The sequence below is a fragment of the Pseudomonas sp. CFBP 13602 genome, from assembly GCF_014842725.1.
GTDB classification, from domain to species: Bacteria; Pseudomonadota; Gammaproteobacteria; order Pseudomonadales; family Pseudomonadaceae; genus Aquipseudomonas; species Aquipseudomonas baltica.
In genome coordinates, this window is sequence record NZ_JACYVT010000003.1 from 434185 (window position 1) to 459261 (window position 25077).

At 64.8% G+C, this 25077-nt stretch carries 22 protein-coding genes and 1 pseudogene; 17 read left to right on the plus strand and 6 right to left on the minus strand.

The window, feature by feature from the left end:
* Window positions 1–10 precede the first annotated feature (10 nt).
* Together ubiX and mpl are read right to left on the minus strand one after the other, a co-directional pair.
* The gene (ubiX, locus tag IFU31_RS08450; protein WP_122795472.1) at window positions 11–640 is read right to left on the minus strand and encodes a flavin prenyltransferase UbiX; all 630 of its coding nucleotides are present in this window, start codon (window positions 638–640) and stop codon (window positions 11–13) included.
* Window positions 637–1986, minus strand: coding sequence for a UDP-N-acetylmuramate:L-alanyl-gamma-D-glutamyl-meso-diaminopimelate ligase (mpl, locus tag IFU31_RS08455; protein ID WP_192102705.1), 1350 nt, complete (start codon window positions 1984–1986; stop codon window positions 637–639). The genes ubiX and mpl overlap by 4 nt, the downstream gene beginning before the upstream one ends.
* A gap of 186 nt (window positions 1987–2172) precedes the next feature.
* Between mpl and exaC the strand changes: the two genes are divergently transcribed.
* The 4 genes from exaC to ppa all read left to right on the plus strand — a co-directional run bounded on the left by exaC (window position 2173) and on the right by ppa (window position 6119).
* A complete protein-coding gene (exaC, locus tag IFU31_RS08460) occupies window positions 2173–3693 on the plus strand; it encodes an acetaldehyde dehydrogenase ExaC (RefSeq protein ID WP_192054850.1) in 1521 nt (506 codons plus the stop codon).
* 186 nt (window positions 3694–3879) lie between these two features.
* On the plus strand, window positions 3880–4527 hold the full coding sequence (locus IFU31_RS08465; RefSeq protein WP_192102706.1) for a DedA family protein: 648 nt from the start codon (window positions 3880–3882) through the stop codon (window positions 4525–4527).
* Window positions 4528–4531: 4 nt separating this feature from the next.
* The gene (locus tag IFU31_RS08470) at window positions 4532–5323 is read left to right on the plus strand and encodes a M90 family metallopeptidase (protein WP_192102707.1); all 792 of its coding nucleotides are present in this window, start codon (window positions 4532–4534) and stop codon (window positions 5321–5323) included.
* Between the two features lie 268 nt (window positions 5324–5591).
* The gene (gene ppa, locus IFU31_RS08475; RefSeq protein ID WP_122475569.1) at window positions 5592–6119 is read left to right on the plus strand and encodes an inorganic diphosphatase; all 528 of its coding nucleotides are present in this window, start codon (window positions 5592–5594) and stop codon (window positions 6117–6119) included.
* 346 nt (window positions 6120–6465) lie between these two features.
* Here ppa and IFU31_RS08480 read toward each other — a convergent pair whose 3' ends face one another.
* Entirely contained in the window at window positions 6466–6993 is a 528-nt protein-coding gene (locus tag IFU31_RS08480) for a glyoxalase superfamily protein (RefSeq protein WP_185795418.1), read from the minus strand.
* Between the two features lie 502 nt (window positions 6994–7495).
* Here IFU31_RS08480 and IFU31_RS08485 point away from each other — a divergent pair.
* The 7 genes and pseudogenes from IFU31_RS08485 (at window position 7496) to cysC (ending at window position 13267) form a co-directional block, all read left to right on the plus strand.
* Window positions 7496–8173, plus strand: a complete 678-nt coding sequence (locus tag IFU31_RS08485) for a class I SAM-dependent DNA methyltransferase (protein ID WP_192102708.1) — start codon at window positions 7496–7498, stop codon at window positions 8171–8173.
* A 14-nt stretch (window positions 8174–8187) separates the two neighbouring features.
* Entirely contained in the window at window positions 8188–9111 is a 924-nt protein-coding gene (locus IFU31_RS08490; protein ID WP_192102709.1) for an isopenicillin N synthase family dioxygenase, read from the plus strand.
* Window positions 9112–9130: 19 nt separating this feature from the next.
* Window positions 9131–9610: pseudogene (locus IFU31_RS21660) on the plus strand (NAD(P)-dependent oxidoreductase); the annotation flags it as partial.
* 95 nt (window positions 9611–9705) lie between these two features.
* Complete coding sequence (locus IFU31_RS08495; RefSeq protein WP_192102710.1) at window positions 9706–10443, plus strand: NAD-binding protein; 738 nt, start codon at window positions 9706–9708, stop codon at window positions 10441–10443.
* Window positions 10440–11543: a mandelate racemase/muconate lactonizing enzyme family protein gene (locus tag IFU31_RS08500; RefSeq protein ID WP_192102711.1), complete on the plus strand. Its 1104-nt coding sequence runs from the start codon at window positions 10440–10442 to the stop codon at window positions 11541–11543. Before IFU31_RS08495 ends, IFU31_RS08500 begins: the two co-directional genes overlap by 4 nt.
* A 22-nt stretch (window positions 11544–11565) precedes the next feature.
* Window positions 11566–12690 carry an aromatic ring-hydroxylating oxygenase subunit alpha gene (locus IFU31_RS08505; RefSeq protein WP_192102712.1) on the plus strand — a complete coding sequence of 375 codons (1125 nt, stop codon included), beginning with the start codon at window positions 11566–11568 and terminating at the stop codon, window positions 12688–12690.
* On the plus strand, window positions 12683–13267 hold the full coding sequence (gene cysC, locus IFU31_RS08510; RefSeq protein WP_244647941.1) for an adenylyl-sulfate kinase: 585 nt from the start codon (window positions 12683–12685) through the stop codon (window positions 13265–13267). The genes IFU31_RS08505 and cysC overlap by 8 nt, the downstream gene beginning before the upstream one ends.
* A gap of 3 nt (window positions 13268–13270) precedes the next feature.
* Here cysC and IFU31_RS08515 read toward each other — a convergent pair whose 3' ends face one another.
* Window positions 13271–14197, minus strand: coding sequence for a LysR substrate-binding domain-containing protein (locus tag IFU31_RS08515; protein ID WP_163007393.1), 927 nt, complete (start codon window positions 14195–14197; stop codon window positions 13271–13273).
* A gap of 93 nt (window positions 14198–14290) precedes the next feature.
* On the opposite strand from IFU31_RS08515, the gene IFU31_RS08520 reads away from it, so the two are divergent.
* The 6 genes from IFU31_RS08520 (at window position 14291) to dxs (ending at window position 23514) form a co-directional block, all read left to right on the plus strand.
* Window positions 14291–15205 (plus strand): DMT family transporter, encoded by a 915-nt coding sequence (locus IFU31_RS08520; protein WP_192058421.1) that lies wholly within the window; start codon window positions 14291–14293, stop codon window positions 15203–15205.
* 14 nt (window positions 15206–15219) lie between these two features.
* Window positions 15220–19305 (plus strand): SDR family oxidoreductase, encoded by a 4086-nt coding sequence (locus IFU31_RS08525; protein WP_192102713.1) that lies wholly within the window; start codon window positions 15220–15222, stop codon window positions 19303–19305.
* Between the two features lie 8 nt (window positions 19306–19313).
* Window positions 19314–20339, plus strand: coding sequence for an NAD(P)-dependent alcohol dehydrogenase (locus IFU31_RS08530; RefSeq protein WP_192102714.1), 1026 nt, complete (start codon window positions 19314–19316; stop codon window positions 20337–20339).
* 79 nt (window positions 20340–20418) lie between these two features.
* Window positions 20419–20661: an exodeoxyribonuclease VII small subunit gene (locus tag IFU31_RS08535; RefSeq protein WP_090360636.1), complete on the plus strand. Its 243-nt coding sequence runs from the start codon at window positions 20419–20421 to the stop codon at window positions 20659–20661.
* Window positions 20658–21545, plus strand: coding sequence for a (2E,6E)-farnesyl diphosphate synthase (gene ispA, locus IFU31_RS08540; RefSeq protein ID WP_192102715.1), 888 nt, complete (start codon window positions 20658–20660; stop codon window positions 21543–21545). The genes IFU31_RS08535 and ispA overlap by 4 nt, the downstream gene beginning before the upstream one ends.
* 70 nt (window positions 21546–21615) lie before the next feature.
* Window positions 21616–23514 carry a 1-deoxy-D-xylulose-5-phosphate synthase gene (gene dxs / locus IFU31_RS08545; protein WP_192054871.1) on the plus strand — a complete coding sequence of 633 codons (1899 nt, stop codon included), beginning with the start codon at window positions 21616–21618 and terminating at the stop codon, window positions 23512–23514.
* Between the two features lie 43 nt (window positions 23515–23557).
* On the opposite strand, the gene ribA is transcribed toward dxs, so the two are convergent.
* Window positions 23558–24199 (minus strand): GTP cyclohydrolase II, encoded by a 642-nt coding sequence (ribA, locus tag IFU31_RS08550; protein WP_122475596.1) that lies wholly within the window; start codon window positions 24197–24199, stop codon window positions 23558–23560.
* A 102-nt stretch (window positions 24200–24301) separates the two neighbouring features.
* Window positions 24302–25048 carry a substrate-binding periplasmic protein gene (locus IFU31_RS08555; protein WP_122475598.1) on the minus strand — a complete coding sequence of 249 codons (747 nt, stop codon included), beginning with the start codon at window positions 25046–25048 and terminating at the stop codon, window positions 24302–24304.
* Between the last annotated feature and the right edge of the window lie 29 nt (window positions 25049–25077).

Genomic DNA, 25077 nt, shown 5'->3' on the forward strand with positions numbered 1-25077 from the left:
AGCCGGCGCGTCAGTCGTCGCTGCCGTGGTGGTGCTCACCCCAGCGCGGCAGCATGTCCTGAGGAATATCCAGCAGGTTGAGCACCCGCGCGACGACGAAGTCGATCAGGTCGTCGATGGTCTGCGGCTGGTGATAGAAGCCCGGCGCTGCCGGCAGGATCACCGCGCCCATCTGCGACAGCTTGAGCATGTTCTCCAGATGAATGGTCGAGAACGGTGCCTCCCGCGGCACCAGGATCAACTGCCGACGTTCCTTGAGCGTTACATCGGCAGCGCGCTCGATGAGGTTGTTGCAGGCGCCGCTGGCGATGGCCGACAGGGTGCCGGTCGAGCACGGCACCACCACCATGGCGCTGGGCGCGCCGGAGCCTGATGCCACCGGCGACATCCAGTCTTCTTTGCCATACACGCGGATCTGTCCGGCGGACGCCCCGGTGTACTCGTTGAGAAAGGCCTGCATGGCCTGGGGCTTGGCCGGCAAGCTGACGTCGGTTTCTGTGGCCAGCACCAGTTGCGCGGCCTTGGAGATGAGGAAATGCACCTCGCGGTCTTCGCGTACCAGGCAGTCGAGCAGGCGCAAGCCGTACTGCGCGCCCGACGCGCCGGTCATGGCCAGGGTGATCCGCTGCGGGCCGCTCACTTGAGGGCCTCCGCCAGTTTCAGATGCAGGCCGCCGAAACCGCCGTTGCTCATGATCACTACGTGGGTACCTGGCCGTGCCTGGCTCTTGACCCGCTCGATGATGGCTTCCAGCGAATCGGCGACGATGGCCGGAACCGGGCACTGGGCAGCCGTGGCGGCCAGATCCCAGCCGAGGTTGGGCGGCGCATACCAGATGACCTGATCGGCATCGCGGACACTCTCGGGCAGACCGTCGCGGTGCGCGCCCAGCTTCATGGAGTTGGAGCGCGGCTCGATCACGGCGATCAACGCTGCATCGCCAATGCGCTTGCGCAAGCCGTCCAGGGTAGTGGCGATAGCCGTGGGGTGGTGGGCGAAGTCGTCATAGAGGGTAACGCCCTGCACTTCGGCCACCCACTCCATGCGCCGCTTGACGCTCTTGAACGCGCACAACGCCTCGATACCCAACGGCGCGACCACGCCCACGTGGCGGGCAGCAGCCAGCGTCGCCAAGGCGTTGGCCACGTTATGCTGGCCGGTCATTGGCCACTCCACGGTGCCTTGCACGACACCTTCGAAGGACACCTCGAAGCGTGACCCATCCGCACTGAGCAGGTTTGCCTGCCACTGGCCGTTCTCCCCCGTGGTCTGTACCGGTGTCCAGCAACCCATGTCGATCACTCGGCCCAGTGCCGGCTCGGTGGTGGGGTGGATCACCAGGCCCTCGCTGGGCACGGTTCGAATCAGGTGGTGGAACTGGCGCTCGATGGCGGCCAGGTCGGGGAAGATGTCGGCGTGATCGAATTCCAGATTGTTGAGAATCGCCGTGCGCGGACGGTAGTGGACGAACTTGGAACGCTTGTCGAAGAACGCACTGTCGTACTCGTCTGCCTCGACCACGAAGAACGGCGTCTGCCCCAGGCGCGCCGAAACCGCGAAATTCTGCGGCACACCGCCGATCAGGAAACCGGGCGCCATGCCCGCATGCTCCAGCACCCAGGCCAGCATGCTGCTGGTGGTGGTCTTGCCGTGGGTACCGGCCACGGCCAGCACCCAGCGCCCCTGCAGCACATGATCGGCGAGCCATTGCGGGCCGGACACGTAGGGCAAGCCCTTGTTCAGGACATGCTCGACCGCCGGATTGCCGCGCGACAGGGCATTGCCGATCACCACCAGGTCGGGCGCAGGTTCCAGTTGGGCGGCGTCATAGCCCTGGGTCAGCTCGATGCCCTGAGCCTGCAGCTGGGTGCTCATGGGCGGATAGACATTGGCGTCCGAACCGGTGACACGGTGCCCCAGTTCCTTGGCGAGCACCGCCAGAGAGCCCATGAAGGTGCCGCAGATACCGAGAATGTGAATGTGCATGATTGGCCTCGTAAAACGTCGAGGCAGGGTAGCGTAGGGTAGGAAAAATCGCATCCTTTGATTGGTGATCCTTGCTCTTCGGCCTGCTGTTTACAGGTGTTTCAAGGCGCCGTGCTCGCCTTTGTTCTACGCTTACCGGGCGCCACGGCGCGTCCTCCACAGAACCACAACAGCAGGAGACACCCCATGCGTTACGCACACCCGGGCACCGAAGGCGCCAAGGTCGAATTCAAGGCCAAATACGGCAACTATATCGGCGGTGAGTTCGTCGCGCCGGTGGACGGCAATTACTTCACCACCACCTCGCCAGTCAACGGCCAGCCCATTGCCGAATTTCCCCGTTCCAACGCCAAGGATATCGACAAGGCGCTGGACGCCGCCCACGCTGCCGCCGACGCCTGGGGCGCGACCTCGGTGCAGGCCCGCTCGCTGGTCCTGCTGAAGATCGCCGACCGTATCGAACAAAACCTGGAAACCCTGGCCATCACCGAAACGTGGGACAACGGCAAGGCCATCCGTGAAACCCTGAACGCCGACATCCCGCTGGCGGCCGATCATTTCCGCTACTTCGCCGGCTGTCTGCGTGCCCAGGAAGGCAGCGCTGCCGAGATCGACGGCAACACCGTGGCCTACCATATCCACGAACCGCTGGGCGTGGTCGGGCAGATCATCCCGTGGAACTTCCCGATCCTGATGGCGGCCTGGAAGCTCGCCCCGGCCCTGGCCGCCGGCAACTGCGTGGTGCTCAAGCCGGCCGAGCAGACCCCCTTGGGCATCACCGTGCTGATGGAGCTGATTGGTGACCTGCTGCCGCCGGGCGTACTCAACGTGGTCCAGGGATTCGGCAAGGAGGCGGGCGAGGCCCTGGCCACCAGCAAGCGCATCGCCAAGATCGCCTTCACCGGTTCGACGCCAGTGGGCTCGCACATCATGAAGTGCGCCGCCGAGAACATCATTCCCTCGACCGTGGAACTGGGCGGCAAATCGCCGAACATCTTTTTCGAAGACATCATGCAGGCCGAGCAGACCTTCATCGAAAAGGCCGCCGAAGGGTTGGTGCTGGCCTTTTTCAACCAGGGCGAAGTGTGCACCTGCCCTTCCCGCGCGCTGGTGCAGGAATCCATCTACCCGGCCTTCATGAAAGAAGTCATGAAGAAAGTCGAGCAGATCAAGCGCGGCGATCCGCTGGACACCGACACCATGGTCGGCGCCCAGGCGTCGGAGCAACAGTTCGACAAGATTCTGTCCTACCTGGAAATCGCCAAGAGCGAAGGCGCCGAGCTGCTGACCGGTGGTCAGGTGCAGAAACTCGAAGGTGCCCTGTCGACCGGCTATTACATCCAGCCGACCCTGCTCAAGGGCACCAACAAGATGCGTGTCTTCCAGGAAGAAATCTTCGGCCCGGTGGTCAGCATCACCACCTTCAAGGACGAAGCCGAAGCGCTGGCCATCGCCAATGACACCGAGTTCGGCCTGGGCGCCGGCGTCTGGACCCGCGACATCAACCGTGCCTGGCGCATGGGCCGTGGGATCAAGGCCGGGCGTGTCTGGACCAACTGCTACCACCTGTACCCGGCGCACGCCGCGTTCGGTGGCTACAAGAAATCCGGTGTGGGCCGCGAGACGCACAAGATGATGCTCGACCACTACCAGCAGACCAAGAACCTGCTGGTCAGCTACGACATCAACCCACTGGGCTTTTTCTGACCCAAACGGCGGCGCAGGGACGCTCCGGCGTCCGTCGCCTGCCGCTGCGAACACGGGATGTTGCGCACACCCGGAGCGCGACCGTTCGTCGGTTTGCCCGGCGTGACGAGCCTGCCCAACAAACCTGCCTCACCCATCGGTATACTGCGCGGATTCTTCACGACCGGATCCGCACAGGTACCTCCCATGGAATTCAGCTTCATCGACCTCATCCTGCACCTGGATGTGTACCTCAACATGCTGGTAACCCAGTACGGCACCTGGGTCTACGCGATCCTGTTCCTGGTGATCTTCTGCGAAACCGGCCTGGTGGTAATGCCCTTCCTGCCCGGTGACTCGCTGCTGTTCATCGCCGGCGCGGTGGCGGCAGGCGGCGGCATGGACCCGTTCCTGCTCGCTGGCCTGTTGATGACCGCCGCCATCCTTGGCGACAGCACCAACTACATCGTCGGGCGTACCGTGGGCGGCAAGCTGTTCAGCAACCCGGACTCGAAGATCTTCCGCCGCGATTACCTGGACCAGACTCACGCCTTCTATGCCCGCCACGGCGGCAAGACGGTAACCCTGGCGCGGTTCCTGCCGATCCTGCGCACCTTCGCCCCGTTCGTGGCTGGCGTTGGCAAGATGCACTACCCGCGTTTTCTGGGCTTCAGTGTGCTGGGCACGGTGTTGTGGGTCGGTGGTCTGGTGACCCTGGGTTACTTCTTCGGCAACATGCCGTTCATCAAGCAGAACCTGACCCTGCTGATCGTCGCGATCATTCTGATTTCGCTGCTGCCGATGATCGTCGGCTTGCTGCGCAGCCGCACGGCCCGCACCGCACCGACGCGCTGAGCCCATGTGGTCGTACAAGGCCTGGCGGCGACAGCGAACCCTGAACCGCCACCGTATCGATGAATCGCTGTGGCGGGCGGTGCGTGCCGAGCTGCCGATCCTCGACGGCCTCGATGCGCAGCAGGACCTCCGTTTGCGCGAGGCCTGCGTGCTGTTCCTGCAGGCCAAGACCTTGACCTGCCTGCCCGGCGTCGAACTCGACGACCGGGCGCGCCTGCACCTGGCGGCACAGGCGCAACTGCCGTTGCTGCAGCTGGGCGATCTGGACTGGTACCACGGTTTCCACGAGATCGTCCTGTACGCCGACGATTTCGTCAGCCCCCAGCGCTACCGCGACCCCAGCGGCGTGGAGCATCAATGGGACGGCGAGCACAGTGGCGAGGCCTGGCAGCAGGGGCCGGTGATTCTCGCCTGGTCGGGTGTGGCAGCCAGCGGCGGCTGGGACGGCTACAGCCTGGTCATCCACGAACTGGCGCACAAGCTCGACATGCTCAATGGCGACGCCAATGGGCTGCCGCCACTGCATGGCGACATGCGCGTGAGCGACTGGGCCCGCACCATGCAGGACGCCTACGACGACCTCGATCGCCAGCTCGATGCCAATCCTGATGCGCAAACCGCCATCGACCCCTATGCCGCGGAAAACCCGGCGGAATTCTTCGCCGTCACCAGCGAGTATTTCTTCACCGCGCCGGATTTGCTGCACCAGGCCTACCCACAGGTCTACGAGCAGTTGCGCCTGTTCTACCGCCAGGATCCGCTCGAACGGCTCTCGGCCCTCCCCCGACCTGCGTAACGCCGTGACGCGGCTGGCGCCGCTGCTACAGGGACCGGGTTCATCCACGCCGCGTCGGCCGTCGACATCCAATCCCATTCCCCAACGCCGTGCTTGATGGCAAAACCATTCCCTGTAGCAGCGGCGCAAGCCGCGTCGGCGGTCACCGCCTGATGTCACGCGGCCCACGGCGCATATGGCATGCGCCCCTGCAATGTGCCTATAATCGCGCCCACATTTTCGGCCTGCATGGCCTTCAGACTGGCCCAAACCACGGGGGCAACGCCCAATGAGCTACAGCAAGATTCCGGCTGGCAAAGACCTGCCGAACGACATCTACGTCGCCATCGAGATTCCGGCCAACCACGCGCCGATCAAATACGAAATCGACAAGGACAGCGACACGCTGTTCGTCGACCGTTTCATGGCCACGCCGATGTTCTACCCGGCCAACTACGGCTTCATCCCCAACACCCTGGCCGACGACGGCGACCCCCTCGACGTGCTGGTCGTCACGCCTTACCCGGTCACGCCCGGTGCGGTCATCCGCGCCCGTCCGGTCGGCATCCTGCACATGACCGACGACGGCGGCGGCGATGCCAAAGTCATCGCCGTACCGCACGACAAGCTGTCGCAGCTGTATGTCGACGTCAAGGAATACACCGATCTGCCGCCGCTGCTGCTGGAACAGATCAAGCACTTCTTCGAGAACTACAAGGATCTCGAAAAAGGCAAATGGGTGAAGATCGAAGGCTGGGGCAACGCAGACGCCGCCCGCGCCGAAATCACCAAGTCGGTCGCCGCGTTCAAGGGCTGAGCCGTCGCTGTACGAAAAACCCCGGCCATGGCCGGGGTTTTTCATGGGCGCTGCAAAGGTATCGGGCGAAAAGAGATTTGCACAGGCGAGCGGCCCTGCGTATTCTTTGGCCCTCACCAGCCCAGGCTGGTCATCAGTTGCAGGCGGTTGCGGCTTACCAAAAGTAAGGCAAGATCGTCGACGAGAAGCCGGCCATAAGCCGGCTTTTTAATGCCCCGAGAAAAGTCCGCAGCGCCTGTTTCGCGGCCACGGACCGCTCCTACCGAACAGCAGCGGAAACACGCTCCCTGTGAAAGCGGTCATCGGCCACGAAGACTCCACCGCGGCCGCCCCGACCCTGCCCTCATCACCCCTCGCAGAACCGAATCCGGTTACCGAAGGGGTCATACACCTCCAACAGCCGCCCCCAGCCCTGCTCGACGATCTGCGGACGGCCGTAGCCATAACGCTTGGCCAGCAGCTCATCACGCAACGCTTCGACACCGTGCATCGGCACGAACACGGTCGAGCCCGGTGAGCAATCGCCGTGGTGTTCGGAAAGATGCAGCTGCAGATTCCCCCGCTCGACACCCAGGTACAGCGGCAAGTCGGCCTCGAAGCGATGCTCGAACTCGACCGTGAAACCCAGGAAGTCCAGATAGAACTCGCGGGCCTTGGCTTCATCGAAGATCCGCAGGATGGGGATGGCCTTGTCGAAACCGATCACCGCTGAGGCAGTCGGCGCCAGGGTGGCCGAAGCGGTGTTCCAGTCCTTGTGCCCCAACTGCCGGGCAACCATTTCCAGGGCGGTGGAATGCGATACGTCGTGACCCTGCGCCTGCAGTGCGACGCGCAGCGTCTTGGCCATCTGCTTGGCGTGCTCGATTGAAAACATGACAACTCCCGAGTCGATGCATGCTGGTGCTCGCGTTGCCAGGCCTCGACCATCAAGAGAGGTGTGAAGGCGTGAGGGTGCAACAATGCTTTCACCTTTCCTTGCGGAGCGAGCGGCGGGCAGCATGGGCCGCCGTCGATGTTAGCGCAAAGCGTCGAAGGGGTCACCACGAGACACTCTCGCCGCTGGAAAATCCCGTTTTTCAGACACGATTAAAAAGCCGGCATGGCCATCGAAAATATCGTGACTGAGGCATGTGCAACCGACGCTGAAAAACCCGTGTGCAGGAATTTTCAGGCCCGCCGACTGGCATTCATGGGGATATCGTTGTGAGTGATTGGCGAGGGTTGCGATGACAGACTCATGCGTGCGAACGGTGCGTGCCCGAGTGTAAGAATCCTTTCAAACCAAGCCTGTTCCGCCTCGATTGACCATGCCCTGGCGCGCTGCTAACTCTTAGGACAGCGACACCGACCGTCAGTTTTCCTTCGAGGCGCTATCCATGAATACAGCCACGACCGCCCTACCCCCGGCCTTGCCGCCAGAGGCTTCGAGCACCCGCTCGATCGCCGCTGCGCTGTCGCACCAGAGCATTCACAACCTGGAGCGCTATTACGATCACTGGGCTCGCCACTATGACGCCGACGTCGAGGCCGAGGCCTATTGCGGGCCGACGATGGTCGTCGACCTGCTCGATGCCGTGGCTCTGCGAGGCAACATCGGTCACGACAGTCGCGTGCTCGATGCCTGCTGCGGCACCGGCCTGGTCGGACGCACCTTGCAGGAGCGCGGCTATCGGCAGATCAGCGGCTGCGACCTGTCCCGGCCCATGCTCGACCAGGCTCAGGCTTCCCGGGCCTACCAGCATCTGCACAGCCAGATAGACCTGACCCAGCCGTTGCCACCGGCCCTGCTTCGGCAATTCGACGCGGTGGTCTGCTGCGGCGCCTTCATTCCCGGGCACCTGCCTGCCTCCGCGCTGCGTGGCCTGGTCGCCATGACCCGGCCTGGCGGCGTGGTGGTGCTGAGTGTTCGCGAGACTTACTTCGACACCGCCGGCTTCGAGCCGTTGTTGCAGAGCCTGGGGCGCGAGCAGGGACTCGTCGTGCTCGAAGCCCGGATGTCGGCCCGCTACCTGCAAAATGCGCGAGCCCACTACCTGGCCTTGTACGTCGCATGAACGGGGTCTACGACATGCCGGTTCTTCCTGTCATCTCCCTGGCGCAACTGGCGGCAGGTGAGCCTGGGGCAATTGCGCAACTGAGCGCAGCGTGCGCCGACGACGGCTTCTTCTATCTGGTGGATCACGGGCTTCCGGCCGCGCTGATCGAGCGCTACCTGAGTGCCGCCGAGGCGTTCTTCGCGCTGCCGGAATCGCTCAAGCAGCGCTTCGGCCATGATCACCAGCCCGGCTACCCGCACACCGCGCGGGGTTACGTCGGGGCCTATGGCGAAACGCTGCATCCCGATGCAGGCCCGGACAACAAGCAGCACCTGGACTGGGGCATCGACCGGCCCGGTGGCGCGCCGTTCAGCGGGCCGAGCCTGCTGCCCGACGACGACCTCGCGCCTGGTCTGAACGCTTGCGCCTACGCCCTGCAGGACAACGTCATGGAACAGGTGTTTCCCCAGCTGCGCCGAGCCATCACCAGCGCCTTGCAGCTGCCAGCGCAGGCGTTCGATGCGCACTTCCGTCAGCCAACCCTGATCCAGCGCGCTTCATATTATCCAGCCGGGGCGGGAACGGCCGGCAAACATACCGACAACGGCTTTCTCACCCTGCTGATCCAGCAACCCCTGCCGCAGCCTTCACTGCGCATCTACAGCCGTGGCCAGTGGCTCGACGTGCCGTGCCTGGAGGGCGCGGTACTGGTCAATCTGGGCGACATGCTGCAGCGCTGGACCAACGAGCGCCTGGTCAGCACCGCGCATCAGGTCCTGCATCGTCAGCCGAGCCCACGGGTGTCACTGGCGTTTTTCATCTACCCGGATATCGACGCGATCATCGCACCCATCGGCGGCGGGCCAAGCTTCTCCACGGCCGAGGTGATGCTGGAGAACTTCGATTCGATCTGGGTACGCAAGCAGGGCGCTGGAAGGGCCCGCCAACTGGTTTGAACACACAAGGATTGGTTCGATGACCCCCTCTATCGGTTTTATCGGCGCAGGCAACATGGGCCGCCCATTCGTTCGCGCATTGCTCGACAACGGCTTCACAGTGACCGTCCACGACCATGACCCCGGTTGCGAGCGCTGGGTACGCAGCCAAGGTGCGCACTGGGCAGCGACCCCCGCCGCTGCGGCCGAAGGCGCCGCCCTGCTGATCACCTGCCTGCCGCTGCCCAGGCACGTACGCGAAACGATGCTCGGTCACAGCGGCGCCCTGGCTGCTCTGGGCAGTGGCGCGGTATGGATCGACACCTCGACCACCGACTACCACAACACGCTGGATATCGCCCGACTGGCCGGGCAGCGCGGGGTCATGAGCCTGGAAGCACCGGTCAGCAACCTCTCGCACATGGGCGTGGACTTCAACAACGTCTGCTTCTATGTCGGCGGCGAGCAAGCGGCGTGCGACATCGCGCGCCCGGTGCTGGACGCGATGGGCCAACACACGCTTCACGTCGGCGCCATTGGTCACGGCCAGTCGGTCAAGCTACTGACCAACCTGTGTTCTACGGCGCCACGCTGGCGTGGGGCGAGCTGTTGCTGGTGGCACAGAACCAGGGCCTGGACCTGCGCTGGCTGTGGAACGTGGCGAAGGACTCGCGAGCCGATTGCTTCGTCGTCGACCAGGTCACACCGATGCTCCTCGACGGCAGCTATGACCACTCCTGCACCCTGGAGATCACCGTCAAGGACATGGCCCTGACCGTGGCCCTGGCCGACGAACTCGATGTCGAGCTGCGGCTGGGTCGCTGGATCGAGACGCGCTATCGCCAGGCCGGCAAACGTTATCCGGCCCATGCCAACCACCTCAAGGTGGTGGCGCTGATGGAAACGGAAAACCAGCGCCGCCTGCTGATCGACGGTTTCACCGCGCCCTCCCCCTATGGCGCCGACCGCACCTATCGCCATCCCGGCACCTTTGTCATCGACGCGCGCGGGCGGCGCAAGCCCAGCTTGCCGGAACGCTTTCGCTACCCGCTCAGCCATCCCGCCTGCGGTCGCTACGCCCAGTGCCTGCTGGAGGTCATGGCCTGGATCAACCACAACCTCCGGCAGGAGGCATTGCAACTGGGGCGCGCCATGGGCCTGGAGCCGTCGCTGCTCGAGCAGGTGGTCAGCCGCAGTTGCGGCGCCAGCTGGGTGGATGATCACCGCGACCACTACAGGCCGAACCTTGCGCTGCTGCGTGACCTCCCCGAACTGATGGGCTCGCTGCACCTGCCCATGCTGCATCAGCTGAACCTCGCCACCGTCGTCGACCCCGTGAGGCATGCATCATGAAGATCACCCGCCTGCGTATCTACCAGGTCGACCTGCCGCTGGACAAACCCTACGCGCTGTCCGGCGGGCGCCTGCACTACAGCGCGCTGGACAGCACCATCGTGGTGATCGAGACCGACCAGGGGCTGTCCGGGGTCGGCGAAAGCTGCCCGTGGGGCGCCTCCTACCTGCCGGCGTTCGCCCTCGGCGTGCGCGCCGGGCTGGCCGAACTGGCACCTCACCTGCTGGGCTGCAACCCGCTCAATCTGAATGCGATCAATCAGGTCATGGACCAGGCACTGCCCGGCCACCCCTACGTCAAGACAGCCATAGACATGGCCTGCTGGGACATTCTCGGACGCCACAGCAACCTGCCGGTACACGCCCTGCTGGGGGGGCGCCTGAACGCCGAGCTGACCCTGCAGAGCAGCATACCCACGGCCACGCCCCGGCAAATGGTCGCCGACATGCACCTGGCGCATGCCGAAGGCTATCGGACCCATTCATGCAAGGTCGGATCGGGCGTGGTGGCGGATCTGGCGCGAATCCAGAGCCTGCTCGCCGAGCGCATGAACGGCGACCAACTGACCTTCGACGCCAATCGCGCCTGGCTGCCGGCACAGGCGGTGGCCGTGATGAACGCCGTCAGGGACTACGATGTGCATTTCGAGCAGCCCTGCGAAACCCTGGAGCAATGCCAGCATGTCCGCAGCCTGACGCGGCAGCCGCTGATCCTGGACGAGTGCATTCACGGCGCTGGCGACCTGTACCGCGCCAGCGCCTCGAATACGGCCCAGGCCATCGGCCTGAAGATCGCCCGTGTCGGCGGGCTGACCAAGGCCCGGCAGCTGCGCGACTACTGCACCCAGCAGGGTATCCAGATGAACATCGAAGACGTCGGCGGCAGCCAGATCGCCGACACCGCGGCCATGCACCTGGCCCTGGCCACCCCTAATCAATACCTGCGCGCCAGCTGGAATGCCTGCCGCCATCACAGCATCGTCACGGCCCTGGGCGGCGTGCACGTGAGCCGCGGCATCGCCCGCCTGGACGACACGCCGGGGCTTGGGCTGACCCTGTGCCCAAACACACTGGGCGAGGCAGTGGCCATTCATGAGTGACTCATTGCCAAGGACCGCAACCATGCCCCTGGACAGCGGTGACTTCCACCCCGACGCAGGACGCTCGCACAACCTGCCAGGGGCTTTCTACTTCGACCCGAATCACTACGGGCAGGAACTGCAGCAGATTTTCTACCGCACCTGGCAGTACGCCTGTCATGTCTCCAGGCTGGCCGTGGAAGGTGCCTATCTGGTGTGCGAGATCGGCGAGCAAAGCGTGCTGGTGCTGCACGGCCAGGACGGCCAGCTCAGGGCGTTCCACAACGTTTGCCAGCACCGTGCGCATCGCCTGCTCGAAGGCTGCGGACAGCTGCGTGGCGCGATCACCTGCCCCTACCATGCATGGCGCTACGATCACGCCGGCAGATTGCAGAGCGCGAGGCACAGTTGTGACGTGGCAGGCTTCGAACCCGCCCGCGCGCGCCTCGCCGGCGTGCGCCTGGAAGTGATGTGTGGCCTGGTTTTCGTCAATCTGGACGCGCACGCCCCACCCCTGGCCAGCCAGCTCGCCGGGCTCGAAGCGCAACTGCGCAGTTTCGCGCGCGCGCCCGAGTCGCTGCACCACAGCTACAGCCATACCTATGCGCTGCGGGCGAACTGGAAGGTCTCGGTGGAAAACTATTCGGAGTGCTATCACTGTCCCGGCTGCCACCCCAGTCTGTCGCACCAGACCCTGGATCTGAGCAGCTACCGGATCGACATCCACCCGGGCTTCCATGCCCACCTGAGCAACGATCAGGGTGCACGGCAAGGCTACGCAACCAACCCTGACGCACCTCGCAGCGGCGAATTCGGTGCCTGGTACGTCTGGCCGAACCTGTGCATCGAGGTCTATCCGGGCGGCTACATGAACCTGTTGCACCACGTGCCAACGGGCGCGCAGCGCTGTGAGCAGCGTGTGCAGTGGTTCACCCAGAGCCCACACCCCGACCCTCTGGAACAGGCAGTGATCGATTTCGTGGCGGTGGTGCGTGAAGAGGACCTGCCCTTGTGCGAAAGTGTCCAGAAAGGTCTGCATAGCTACGGCTACAGCGGTGGCCGGTTGGTGGTGGACACGGCTCGCAGCGGTTTCAGCGAACATGCCGTGCATGATATTCAGAAGCGGGTGCTGGAAGCACTCGCCGGCCATGGAGCACGCGATGGATAGCCCTTCTTCCGACATCTCCCGACCGCCAACCTGGCGGCGCCTGGGCAGCCGGCCCACGGTCTTGTGGCTGACGGGCCTGCCGGCTGCCGGCAAGACCACCATCGCCAAGGCTACCCAGGTGGCACTTGCCGCCCTCGGCTATCACTGCCTGGTGCTCGATGGCGACGAACTGCGCCGCGGGCTCTGCCGGGACCTGGGCCTGAGCGACGACGACCGGCTGGAACACGTGCGCCGCACCGCCGAGGTCGCACGCCTGCTGTGTGCCGACGGCAGCCTGGTGCTGGTTGCGCTGATTTCACCGCGTATTGCGCACCGGGCCCTGGCGCGGCAGATCGTCGGCGACGAAGCCTTCGTCGAGGTGTTCGTCGATACACCGCTGGCGCTCGCAGAGGCACGCGATCCCAAGGGGCTGTATCGGCAGGCGCGCGCCGGCGCGCTGAACGGTTTCACCGGGATCGATGCCACCTACGAAGCGCCGTCGGCGCCCCACCTCAGGCTAGCCACCGCCAGCATGAGTTGCGCATGCTCGGTGCAGGCCCTGCTCGACTGCCTGCAGCAACGCGCCGCCATAGACTGAAGATCAGGCCAGTACGGGCCGAGGATCGAGCAACAGCTCCTGCAGCCATTGCACCAGCAGTCGGGCTGCCGGCGACAGCGGGTTGGCATGCCACTTGTAGACCCCCAACGCGTCGCCCATGGACCACTGCTTGTCGAACAGGCGCACCAGCCTGCCGTCGGCCAGCATCTGGCGCGTGGTCATTCCCCAGCCCAGGGCCACACCGTGACCTTCCAGGGCTGCCTGCATCATGACCGGGAAACTGTTGAAGCCCATGCCTTGGCTGCCAACGCGAAACGATGCACCGACGCTTTCCAGCCATTGATCCCAGATCACGAAGTCCTGCGCACGGGGTTCGTAATGCAACAGTCGGCACTTGGGCAGATTGTCCAGGCTCAGCCACGGGGCGATGCTCTTGAAGTAGTCGGGGCTGCAGACCGGGAACACTTCATCGGGCGCGCTGAACAGCAGCACGTGATCGGCACTGGCCCGGCCCATGGTCTGCACCGCCACGTCGAAACGCTCGCGCTCCTCGCCTATGGCCGCCAGCGTGGAATGCAGCTTGAGCTCGATGTGCGGATGTTTCTGATGAAAGCCGGCCAGCGCCGGCATGAACAGGTAGAACGCTTCCACCAACTGCGACGACAGCACCACGGTGCCGGTCGACGACTGCTGCTGACGCAGCTTTTCGGTTTGCCGAGCGATATCGAACAAGGCGGCTGCAACCGTCTGGCGAAAGCTTTCGCCCGCCTCGGTGAGAAAAACCCCGCGGCTTTTTCGATCGAACAACTGCACGCCCAGGTTCTCTTCGAGGGAGCGAATCTGTCGGCTGATCGCCGTTTGGGTGAGGTGCAGTTCCTCTGCTGCGCGAGAAAAACTCTGCAGCCGGGCAGCAGCTTCGAAGGGAATCAGACTTGATAAAGGCGGCAGTTTGCGCCGGAGGTTTTCCATAACCTGAAGTTGCCCTGTCCTGCGAAATGGTCGTTTCAAACGATGTCATCTTTTGACGCATCATGCAAAGACTGACCGCCGGGGGTTCACCGCATGGAACAGCGACCGCACCTCCACGACACACGCTCGAGCGTGGCACTGATCATCGCGTCGGTGTTCCTGGTGTCTGCTTCCGATGCGCTGATCAAGCTGGGCAGCGCCGACTTCACGGTATGGCAGCTGTACGTGGTGCGTTCTTCGATCGCCATTGTCCTGCTGCTGCTGTGGCTGGGCGCTTCGCGAAGTGCCAGCGTGTGGCGCAACCTGGCCTGCGATCGCTGGATACTCATGCGCAGCACCGCCTTGACCCTGATGTGGATCGCCTTCTACGCGGCGCTGCCGCACATGAGCCTGAGCCTGGCCGCTCTGGCGCTCTACACCGCGCCGCTGTTCATTGCGCTGCTGTCGGCGCTGGTGCTGCGCGAAAAGGTGAGCCCCAGCCGCTGGCTGGCCATCGCCCTGGGTTTCGTCGGTGTGCTGATCATTCTGCGCCCGACGGCTGCGGACTTTTCCAGCATGACCCTGCTGCCGGTGCTGGCCGCCCTGCTCTATGCCGTGGCCGCCGTACTGACCCGCGCCCGCTGCGGCGATCACTCGGCGCTGGCACTGGCGCTCAACCTGAACCTGTGCCTGTGCCTGGTCGGCGCGACGATGCTGCTGGGCCACCAACTGTTCAGTTCGCCCCATCCGCCACTGCCCAGCGACTTTTTGGCTCTGCACTGGGTGGTTCTGGGGCCTGTGCAGTGGTTATTGATGGGCGTGCTCGCGGTCCTCATGGTGCTGATGAGCGCCGGCGTGGCGAGGGCCTATCAGATCGGTCCGAGCGCGGTGGTGGGCGCCTTCGATTACAGTTATCTGCTGTTCGCGATGTTCTGGGGTTTTGTCCTTTTCAAGGAAGTCCCCGATGCAGGCATGGCCCTGGGCATGGGCCTGATTGCCGCATCCGGGGTCTGGGTAATGCGCAGTTGACCAAGGAGCTGGACATGTTGATGCGACCGCTGCGAGTGATCATCTGGGCTGTGTCCAGAAGCCGCTCTACCGCACTCGAACGCTGCGTGATGGAACACCCCGCCGTGCACGTGCTGCACGAGCGGCTGAGTGAACCCTTCCTGATGCAGCACTGGCCCCACAAGTACCGCAGCGTGCTCGACACTCGCCGCAAGACCGGCAACCGGGAGCCTGTCCCGACCTACGGCCAGACCCTGGAGGCACTCGCCCACGGCCCGCTGCCTGCGGGCAAGTCGGTGTTGCTGAGCAAGGAAATCGCCTGGTTCTGCGACTTCGCCCAGATCGACGATGGCTGGCTGCAGCAGTTCAAGCACGTCTTCCTGGTGCGCGAGCCACTGGCGGTCATGCGCTCGCTGTATCGCGTCGGCACGCAGGGCGAAAATACCTGGTTCGATCCCGACGAGTCAGGGTTCGAGGAGCTGCTGGCGCTGTATTGGCGCGTGCAGCGGGCGTGCCCGGCCCAGAGTCTGCTGGCCCTGGAAAGCGATCACGATCTGATGCAAGACGGCCCGGGCGGCTTGAGCACCCTGTGCGACTTCATGGGCATACCCTTCAACGCGGCCATGCTGCAATGGCAAGCGCGAGAAGTGCCCGCCTGGCAGTTTTTCAAGGGCTGGCACGAAGAGGCACAGCGCTCGACCGGTTTCGCCGCAGTGCACCATCCCGACCAGCCCTACCCTGCGGTGGTCGACGAATGCGCAGTCGGTGCGCAACCCACCTGGCGCTTCTTCGCCCTGCTGGCTGGTCGACATCGGCCGGGCAGTCCAGCGGGCCTGCTGCGCAGCCTGCATCGCGCGCCGTCGGCGCAGCTGGATATCGTCCTGTTGCACCGTGGCGAGGAAGATCTCAGCCATCTGCTCTGGAGCATTGCCCAGTTCCCCGAAGTGAACTGCCACGCCCTCGACACGTTGGCACTCATGTCCACGGACGCAGGGAAACTGCCAGAGCTGCATGACCTGGTCGGCCAGCCAGTGCTGCTCGCCTGCAGCGAAGCAGACGCTGCCGGTCAGCAGCAGTTGCTCGACCGGCTGGCGGCGCAGGCGTGCGTGATCGGCCTGCTGACCGAAACCGGCTTCCATCTGCTCGATGCCCAAGGCCGGACCGGCCCCTCGCCATTGCCCGCGCCCCAAGCCTGTGCCTTGCACCTGCAGCGCTTGCGCGAACGCAGCCTCGATGACTGGGCGACGTTCAACCATTACAACCAAAGCACGGCAGCCGTTGCCGATTGGCTGGCCACGTTCAGCGCCGTCGTGGCTGCCGACCCGGATCACATTGCCGTCAGCGATGGACGCGACAGCCTGACCCTGCAGCAGTTGCACGACCGCGCCCAGCAGTTGGCCAAGGTTCTGCAAGCCCGCCTGGCGCCCGATGCATGGGCGGTGCTGTTCAAGCGCAAGAACATTCACACCGCCGTTGCCATGACAGCCTGCGCCCTGGCCGGCCGCCCGTATCTCGAGGTACCTGCCTGGTACAGCGCCGACCATTGCCAGCAGTTGCTGGAGCGTCTGGGCGAGTGCCTGGTGCTGTGCGACACCGACAGCGCACGGCAACTACCAACGGCACAACCCCATGTGCTGGAAAGCCAGTTTGCCCGCCAGGCGCCTGCCGATTGCCCGCAGTGGGCGCGCACGCGTTCGTCGATCGCCTACGGTCTGTTGACCTCGGGCACCAGCGGCCCGGCCAAGGTGGCGCTGATGCCAGCGCCGGCCATGCTCGACTCCCTGAGCCTGTGGCAGAGCTACCTGCAACCGGGGCAGCGCATAGGCCTGAATGCCTGGCTCACCGGCTACCTGTATTACCCGCTGCTCAGCCGATGCACCACGGTGGTCATTGCCGATGAGGTGGTGCTGGATCCGCTGCGCCTGATGCACTTCATCGCCGACAACCACTTGCAGCAGATCATGATCACCCCCTCGTTGTTGCAGGGGTTGGTCCGCGAAGAGATTCGCTTCGTGGCCTGCTGTACCGGGCTGCGGGTACTCTGGAGCAGCGGCGAGCACCTGTCGGCGGCCCTGCGCTCACGGGTGCAGGCGCTGCTGCCCGACTGTTGCCTGGTCGACCTGTACGGTTCCAACGAAGCCGGCGACGTTGCGCTCAAGCACGAAGACGGCACCTTGCAGTTGATCAAGGGCGTGGAGGCACGCGTGCTCGACCGGCAAGGCCAGACCGTGCCCCGCGGCGCCGCGGGCCACCTGCACCTGCGCACGCCGGGGCTGTTGCGCGGCTACCTCGGCCAGCCGAGCGGCGTGCCGCTACCCAACGGCGGGCTGTTCGACACCGGGGACCGTGTGGTCTGGCTGGGTAACGGCCGCCTGCGGTTGCTCGGGCGCGACAGTGCCCACCTCAAGATACGTGGCTACAAGGTGCATCCGGAACACGTCGAGCAGGTCTTGAACAGCCACCCGCTGGTGGTGCAGAGCTACATCGGCAGCAGGCATGAGGGCGCCGCACGCCAGTTGCTGGCCTACATCGTCCCCGCAAGCCCGGAGCATCTGCCCACGGCCACGGCCCTGCGCGCCTGGGCCAGCCTGCACCTGCCGTTCTTCGCCGTGCCCAGCGCCTACTATGCCGTGGCCAGCCTGGGTGCCGGTCACAATCAGAAGCGTGAGCCGCTGAGCGACGCGCACTCGAGCCAGGCCGTGCCACTGCCCGAGGATGAGGTTTCGCTGACCGCCACCCAGGCCCAGGTTTCCACGGTGTGGCAGGCCGTGTTGGGCAACGATATCCCCGCATTGCACCCGGACGATGATTTCTTCGACCGCGGCGGTAGCCTGCAACTGAGCGAATTGCTGCTCGAACTCAACCACAGCTTCGACGTGCAGCTTTCCCTGGCCGCGCTGCTCGAAGACACCCGCCTGCAAGGCATGGCACTGGCCGTCGACCGCACTCGGGCCGGGCTGCCCGCCGCAGCGATCCTGCGCGAAGTCGCCGTGGAGGCGGCGCGCTACGCATTCATCCCCGGACCGCAGCGCGGGGAAGACATTCTTCACGCCTATCGGACCAAACCGGGCAAGCGCATCCTGCTGACCGGCGCCACGGGCTTTTTCGGCGCCTTCCTGCTCGCCGCCCTGGCCCGCCAGCCCGAGGTCGAGCAGGTCATTTGCCTGGTGCGCGCCCAGAACCTGAGTGACGCGCGTCGGCGCTGCCTGGGCAACCTGCAGCGTCATGGCCTGGTACCGCCCGGCGTGCCCCTGGACTGGCTCGGCAAGCTGCAGATGGAATGCGCCGACCTGGCGGCCGAGCATTTGGGCCTGTCGCCCGTCGCCTACCAGTGCCTCACGCAGACCGCGGATTGCGTGGTGCATGCCGGGGCCGAGGTCAATTGGGTCAAGCCTTACGCCAACCTGGTGCGGTGCAATGTCGAAGGCACCGCCCAAGTCGTCCAACTGGCCCTCAACGGTTCGATGCCGCTGCTCATGGTCTCGACCCTGGCCGCAGGCGGCAGCGCGCGGACCGGGTACGAGGAAAGCAAGCATGTGGCCGAAGCCTTGGCACTGAACGCTGCACGCGAACATGGCCTGCCGGTCATCATCGCCCGCTGTGGCGACCTGGCCGCGCCGCTCGAAGTCGAGCACAGTACGATCAATGACAACGACTACGTGTGCCTGCTGCTGGGCGCCTGCCTGTTGCTGGGGTGCTGGCCGGCCGACCTGGAAGGGGGCGTCAATCTGACGCCGGTCGACGTTGCCGCACAGATCATGGCAAGCCTGGCCATCCAGGCACCCGCCAGCAAACTGGGTCGGGCCTCGAACCTGTGCCACCCACACGGCGCGCTGTCCTGGCGAACCCTTTGCGGCTGGGTGGCCGACAACCTCGCACCGGGCAGTTTCGCACCGCTGCCCCTGGCGCGCTGGCGGCTGCGCCTGGACAACGACCAGCGTCAGCACCCGATCATTGCCAAGACCCGCCTGATCCTGCCGATGATTCTCGACGACCTGGCCGCCGCAGCGCCGCACAATGATTTCGAGTTTCCCGCCACTTCTCCGATTCGCCTCAGCCCGCAATGGGCCGCCCGACTGACTCGACAACTGCTGCATTACATCGGGCAGGCCTGTCGATGAATGGGCGAATGGTCACCGCCTGGGCGGCAGCACAACGCCAGCGTGAACTGAAGACGCTCAGCTACCACAGCCCACCCCTGAAGCCGATGGAGGTGGAGATCCAGGTCACTCATTGCGGTTTGTGCAGCAGCGATCTGCACCTGATAGATGGGCACTGGGGCGAGGCCAGTGTCTTCCCTCAGGTGTGCGGGCACGAAGTGGTCGGCCGCGTCAGCGCCGTGGGTGACAAAGTAGCCGGGGTGCGCCTGGGACAACGCGTCGGCGTGGGCTGGTACCGCAGCGCCTGCCTGGCCTGTGAATTCTGCCTGCGTGGCGAGGAGCAGCACTGCCCCTGCCTGATCGCTACCTGCACCCACGGAGAGCACGGCGGGCTGGCCGACTACCTGTACTGCGACAGCCGTTTCGTGTTCCCCATCCCCGACGAGCTGAGCAGCGAACACGCCGCGCCCCTGCTGTGCGCCGGCGTGACAGTGCACACGGCGCTCAAGCGCGCCACCTGGCCCGGCATGGCCGTCGGCATCGTCGGCATCGGTGGCCTGGGCCATCTTGCCATCCAGTTCGCAGCCAAGCGCGGCTGCCGGGTCACCGCCCTCTCGAGCAGCCCGCACAAGCAGCGCGATGCCCTGACCCTGGGCGCCAACCGTTTCATCGACCTGAGCAAACCGGTGGAGTGCAATCAGGTCCGCAATGCCCTGGACTACATTCTGGTGACCAGCGCGGTCGCGTGCGACTGGTCAACCATCGTCGACATGCTCCGCCCCTTCGGCGTGCTGTGTTTTGCCGGCATGCCACCGCCGGTGACGTTCGATATCGCGTCCATGATGTACAAGACCCTGAGCATCACCACCGCCAATGTCGGCGGGCGCCAGGACATTCTGGACACGCTGGACTTCGCGGCAGCGCGCCAGGTACTGCCGTGGGTACAGTCGTGGCCGCTGGAAGATGTCAACCACGCCATACTGCAGTTGCGAAAAGGGCGGGTCCACTATCGAGCCGTGATGCACGTCGGCGAAGAGCGGGTCCAGGGCCTGTAGACGCGGCGCTCCATTTGCCCCGCAGCCGCCCGTCTGCTAACGTCGCCCGGTTTCAATCCTTCTCGCCGAGACCGCTGCCATGGCCCGCAAAAAAGCATCCCTGGATTTCGAACAATCCCTGGCCGACCTGCAGACGCTGGTCGAACGCCTGGAGAACGGCGAGCTGTCGCTGGAAGACTCGCTGAGCGCTTTCGAGAACGGCATCCGCCTTACCCGTGACTGCCAGAGCGCGCTGGCCCAGGCCGAGCAGAAAGTGCAGGTCCTGCTGGAAAAGGACGGCGAGCTCACCGAAGAGCCCTTCGATACGGAACAGCCTGAATGATCGCCGCCTACCAGGCTCTCTGCCAACAGCGCGTGGACGGCGCCCTGCAAGACCTGTTCGTGCCGCCCTCAGCCGAGCTGACCCGGTTGTACCAGGCCATGCGCTACAGCGTCATGAACGGCGGCAAGCGGGTTCGTCCGCTGCTCGCCTACGCCGCCTGCGAGGCATTGGGCGCCGATGCCAACCAAGCCAATGGCGCCGCCTGTGCGGTGGAGCTGATCCACGCCTACTCGCTGGTGCACGACGACCTTCCGGCCATGGACGACGACGACCTGCGCCGTGGCCAGCCCACCACACACAAGGCGTTCGACGAAGCCTGCGCGATCCTGGCCGGTGATGGCCTGCAAAGCCTGGCCTTCACCGCGCTGCTCGACCCAACCCTGAGCCCGCAAAGCGATGCCATACGACTGAGCATGGTCCAGGTGCTGGCCCAGGCTGCTGGCCCGGCGGGAATGGTCGGTGGCCAGGCCATCGACCTGGGCTCGGTGGGCCTGCAGTTGAACCAGCAGGCGCTCGAATTCATGCACCGGCACAAGACCGGCGCCCTGATCGAGGCGAGCGTACGCCTCGGCGCGCTGGCCAGCGCGCGGGCACAGCCGTCGCAGCTCGAGTGCCTGCAGACTTATGCGCAAGCGGTTGGGTTGGCTTTCCAGGTGCAGGACGACATCCTCGACGTCGAAAGCGATACCGCCACCCTGGGCAAGCGCCAGGGTGCCGATATCGCCTTGAACAAACCGACCTACCCGGCGCTGCTCGGGCTCGATGCGGCCAAGGCCTATGCGCTGGATCTGCGCGATCAGGCGTTGCATGCATTGCGTCCGTTCGACGCCGCTGCCGAGCCGTTGCGCGAACTGGCGCGCTACATTGTGGCGCGACGCAACTGACGAGCGCGTGCGCACCCGACGCCGCATCAGGTAAACTGATCCATTCCTAGAACTCATAACGATTCGCCTGATGCCCACGACGTTTCAAGAGATCCCCCGCGAACGCCCGGCGACGCCTCTGCTCGACCGTGCTGACACTCCTGCCGGCCTGCGCCGTCTGGGCGAAGCCGAGCTCGAAACACTGGCAGACGAACTGCGCCAGGAGCTGCTCTATACGGTCGGCCAGACCGGCGGGCATTTCGGTGCCGGCCTGGGCGTCATAGAGCTGACCATCGCCCTGCACTACGTTTTCGACACGCCCGACGATCGCCTGGTGTGGGACGTCGGCCACCAGGCCTACCCTCACAAGATCCTCACCGGCCGCCGCGAGCGCATGGCCAGCCTGCGCCAGAAGGACGGCATCGCCGCCTTTCCGCGGCGCAGCGAAAGCGAATACGACACCTTCGGCGTCGGCCACTCCAGCACGTCCATCAGTGCCGCATTGGGCATGGCCATCGGCGCGCGCCTGCAGAACAGCGGGCGCAAGGCCATTGCCGTGATCGGCGATGGCGCGCTGACCGCAGGCATGGCCTTCGAAGCGCTGAACCATGCGCCTGAAGTCAATGCCGACATGCTGGTGATCCTCAACGACAACGACATGTCGATTTCGCGCAACGTCGGTGGGTTGTCCAATTACCTGGCCAAGATTCTCTCCAGCCGTACCTACACCAGCATGCGCGAGGGCAGCAAGAAGGTGCTATCGCGCCTGCCCGGTGCCTGGGAAATCGCCCGCCGCACCGAGGAATACGCCAAGGGCATGCTGGTTCCCGGCACCCTGTTCGAAGAGCTGGGCTGGAACTACATCGGGCCGATCGACGGCCATGACCTGCCAACCCTGGTGGCCACCCTGCGCAACATGCGCGACCTCAAGGGGCCGCAGTTCCTGCACGTCGTCACCAAGAAGGGCAAGGGCTTCGCCCCGGCCGAGGTCGATCCGATCGGCTACCACGCCATCACCAAGCTCGACCCGCTCGACGCTCCGGTCGTGGCTCCAGCCAAGGCCAGCGGGCCGAAGTATTCGGGGGTGTTCGGGCAGTGGCTGTGCGACATGGCGGAAGCCGACCAACGCCTGGTCGGTATCACCCCGGCCATGAAGGAAGGCTCCGACCTGGTCGCCTTCAGCGAACGTTTCCCCGAGCGTTACTTCGACGTCGCCATTGCCGAACAGCATGCGGTGACCCTGGCGGCCGGCATGGCCTGCGAAGGCGCCAAGCCAGTGGTGGCGATCTATTCGACGTTCCTGCAGCGCGGCTACGATCAACTGATCCACGATGTGGCGGTGCAGAACCTCGACGTCCTGTTCGCCATCGACCGCGCCGGCCTGGTCGGCGAGGACGGTCCGACCCATGCCGGCAGCTACGACCTGTCGTACCTGCGCTGCATCCCCGGCATGCTGGTGATGACGCCCAGCGACGAAAACGAGCTGCGCCTGATGCTCAGCACCGGTCACCACTACTCAGGGCCGGCGGCCGTACGCTATCCACGCGGCAATGGCCCGGGCGCAGTGATCGGCGACGGCCTGGACAGCATCGAGATCGGCAAGGGCGTGGTGCGTCGCAAGGGTCGTGGCATCGCCATTCTGGTGTTCGGTGTGCAGCTGACCGAGGCGCTGACAGTCGCGCAAAAGCTCGACGCCACCGTTGCCGACATGCGCTTCGTCAAGCCGCTCGACGAGCAACTGGTCCGTGAGCTGGCCGACAGCCACGATCTGCTGGTTACGCTCGAAGAGAATGCCATCATGGGTGGCGCAGGTTCAGCGGTCAGTGAATTCCTGGCCCGCGAAGGCGTGCTCAAGCCCGTGTTGCACCTCGGCTTGCCGGATGCCTATGTTGAACACGCGAAGCCTGCGCAGATGCTGGCCGAATGTGGCCTGGATGCGGTGGGTATCGAAGCGGCCATTACCCTGCGCCAGCGCCTGCTGCAACGCTGACGTCACTTCGCTGCAGGGCTCACACCGTCAGCCCTGCAGCGCGCTACACCCCTTCACTACCCTTGCGGATCGTGCCGACCACTTCCCCCTGATGCTCGCTGCCCATCATATGGCCAAGCTTGCCGGCCTTGGTGGCCAGGTAGTATTTGTTGTGTGGGTTGTGCCCGGTGTGCAGCGGTACCCGCTCGGCCACGCTGATGCCCATGTCGGTCAACGCCTTGACCTTGCGCGGATTGTTGGTCATCAAGCGCAAGGCCTTGACCCCCAAGTGCTCGAGCATCGGTTCGCACATGCCGTAGTCGCGCTGGTCGGCAGCGAAGCCCAGGCGCTCGTTGGCCTCGACCGTATCGGCACCGCCGTCCTGCAATTCATAGGCACGGATCTTGTTCAGCAAGCCAATACCCCGGCCTTCCTGGCGCAGGTACAGCAAGACGCCGCGCCCTTCCCGGGCAATGGCCTGCAATGCGGCCTCGAGTTGCGAGCCGCAGTCGCAGCGCTGGCTGAACAGCGCGTCCCCGGTCAGACATTCCGAATGCAGGCGCCCCAGTACGGGCGCGCCGTCAGCCACATCGCCCAGGCTGAGCACGACATGCTCGCGGCCCGTGGCCTCATCGAGAAAACCATGCATGGTGAACAAAGCGAAAGGCGTGGGAAGCTGAGAAGCAGCGACAAAAACGACGGGCACCGGGTGCTCCTGATTCTTGATGAACTTGACAAGGGCAGTATTGTAACAGCAGCTCTGCGCACCTGCTCAGTGGATGATCGTCGCGCCTGTGCCGCGGCTCGATCAAGGGGCTGGCAACGCGGGGTCGAACGGATAGGGTTGGCCCCAGCGCTGGTAGATCCCGCGCAGCTGGCCGGTCTTGACCAACTGTTCCATGCGCTGATCGTAGACGGCAAGCAATGCCCGGCCACGCGCACTGTCGCTGAAGCCCAGGTACAGCGGCAACTCGGCCACGTGCACGCGTTTGAAACGCTCGGGCTCGGCGGCCTGGCGCAGGATCACTTCGATTTCGGTCAGGGCGTCGACGTAATAGTCGGCACGATCGTGTTCGAGCATGGACAGGATGCCGGTGCGGCGCTGGACCTCATTGTAGGTTCGCACGTTAGGCAGGTATTTCTGGAATTGGTAGCCGCGTACCCAGGCCAGTCGATAGCCGCCCAGGCTGGCGAAATCGACCTGAGGCTTGTCGGCCAGGCTCAAGGCGAAGATATGATCGGTGTCGTAATGCCAGCGCGGGTACAGGGCATGTGCCTCGTTCTGGTAAGAACCGACCCAGGCATCGGCCTGCCCCTGCTGTACCAGCCCGACCGACCGAATGTAGGGCTCGCTGCGTGTGACCACGGCGATGCCTGCCGGCTGGAAGACCTCGCGCAGCACGTCCCAGGCCAGGCCACTGCCGTCAGCGTTGGTGTAGTCTTCCCAGGCTTCGCTGACCAGATCGATGCGCGCAGGCGGCAGCGATACCTCTGCACTGGCTGCCCAGCACACCAACAGCATCGCCGCTCCCAGCAACCCTCGCCACCCAGCCATCCGTTGCGCCCTCAAAGCCGGCCTGCACG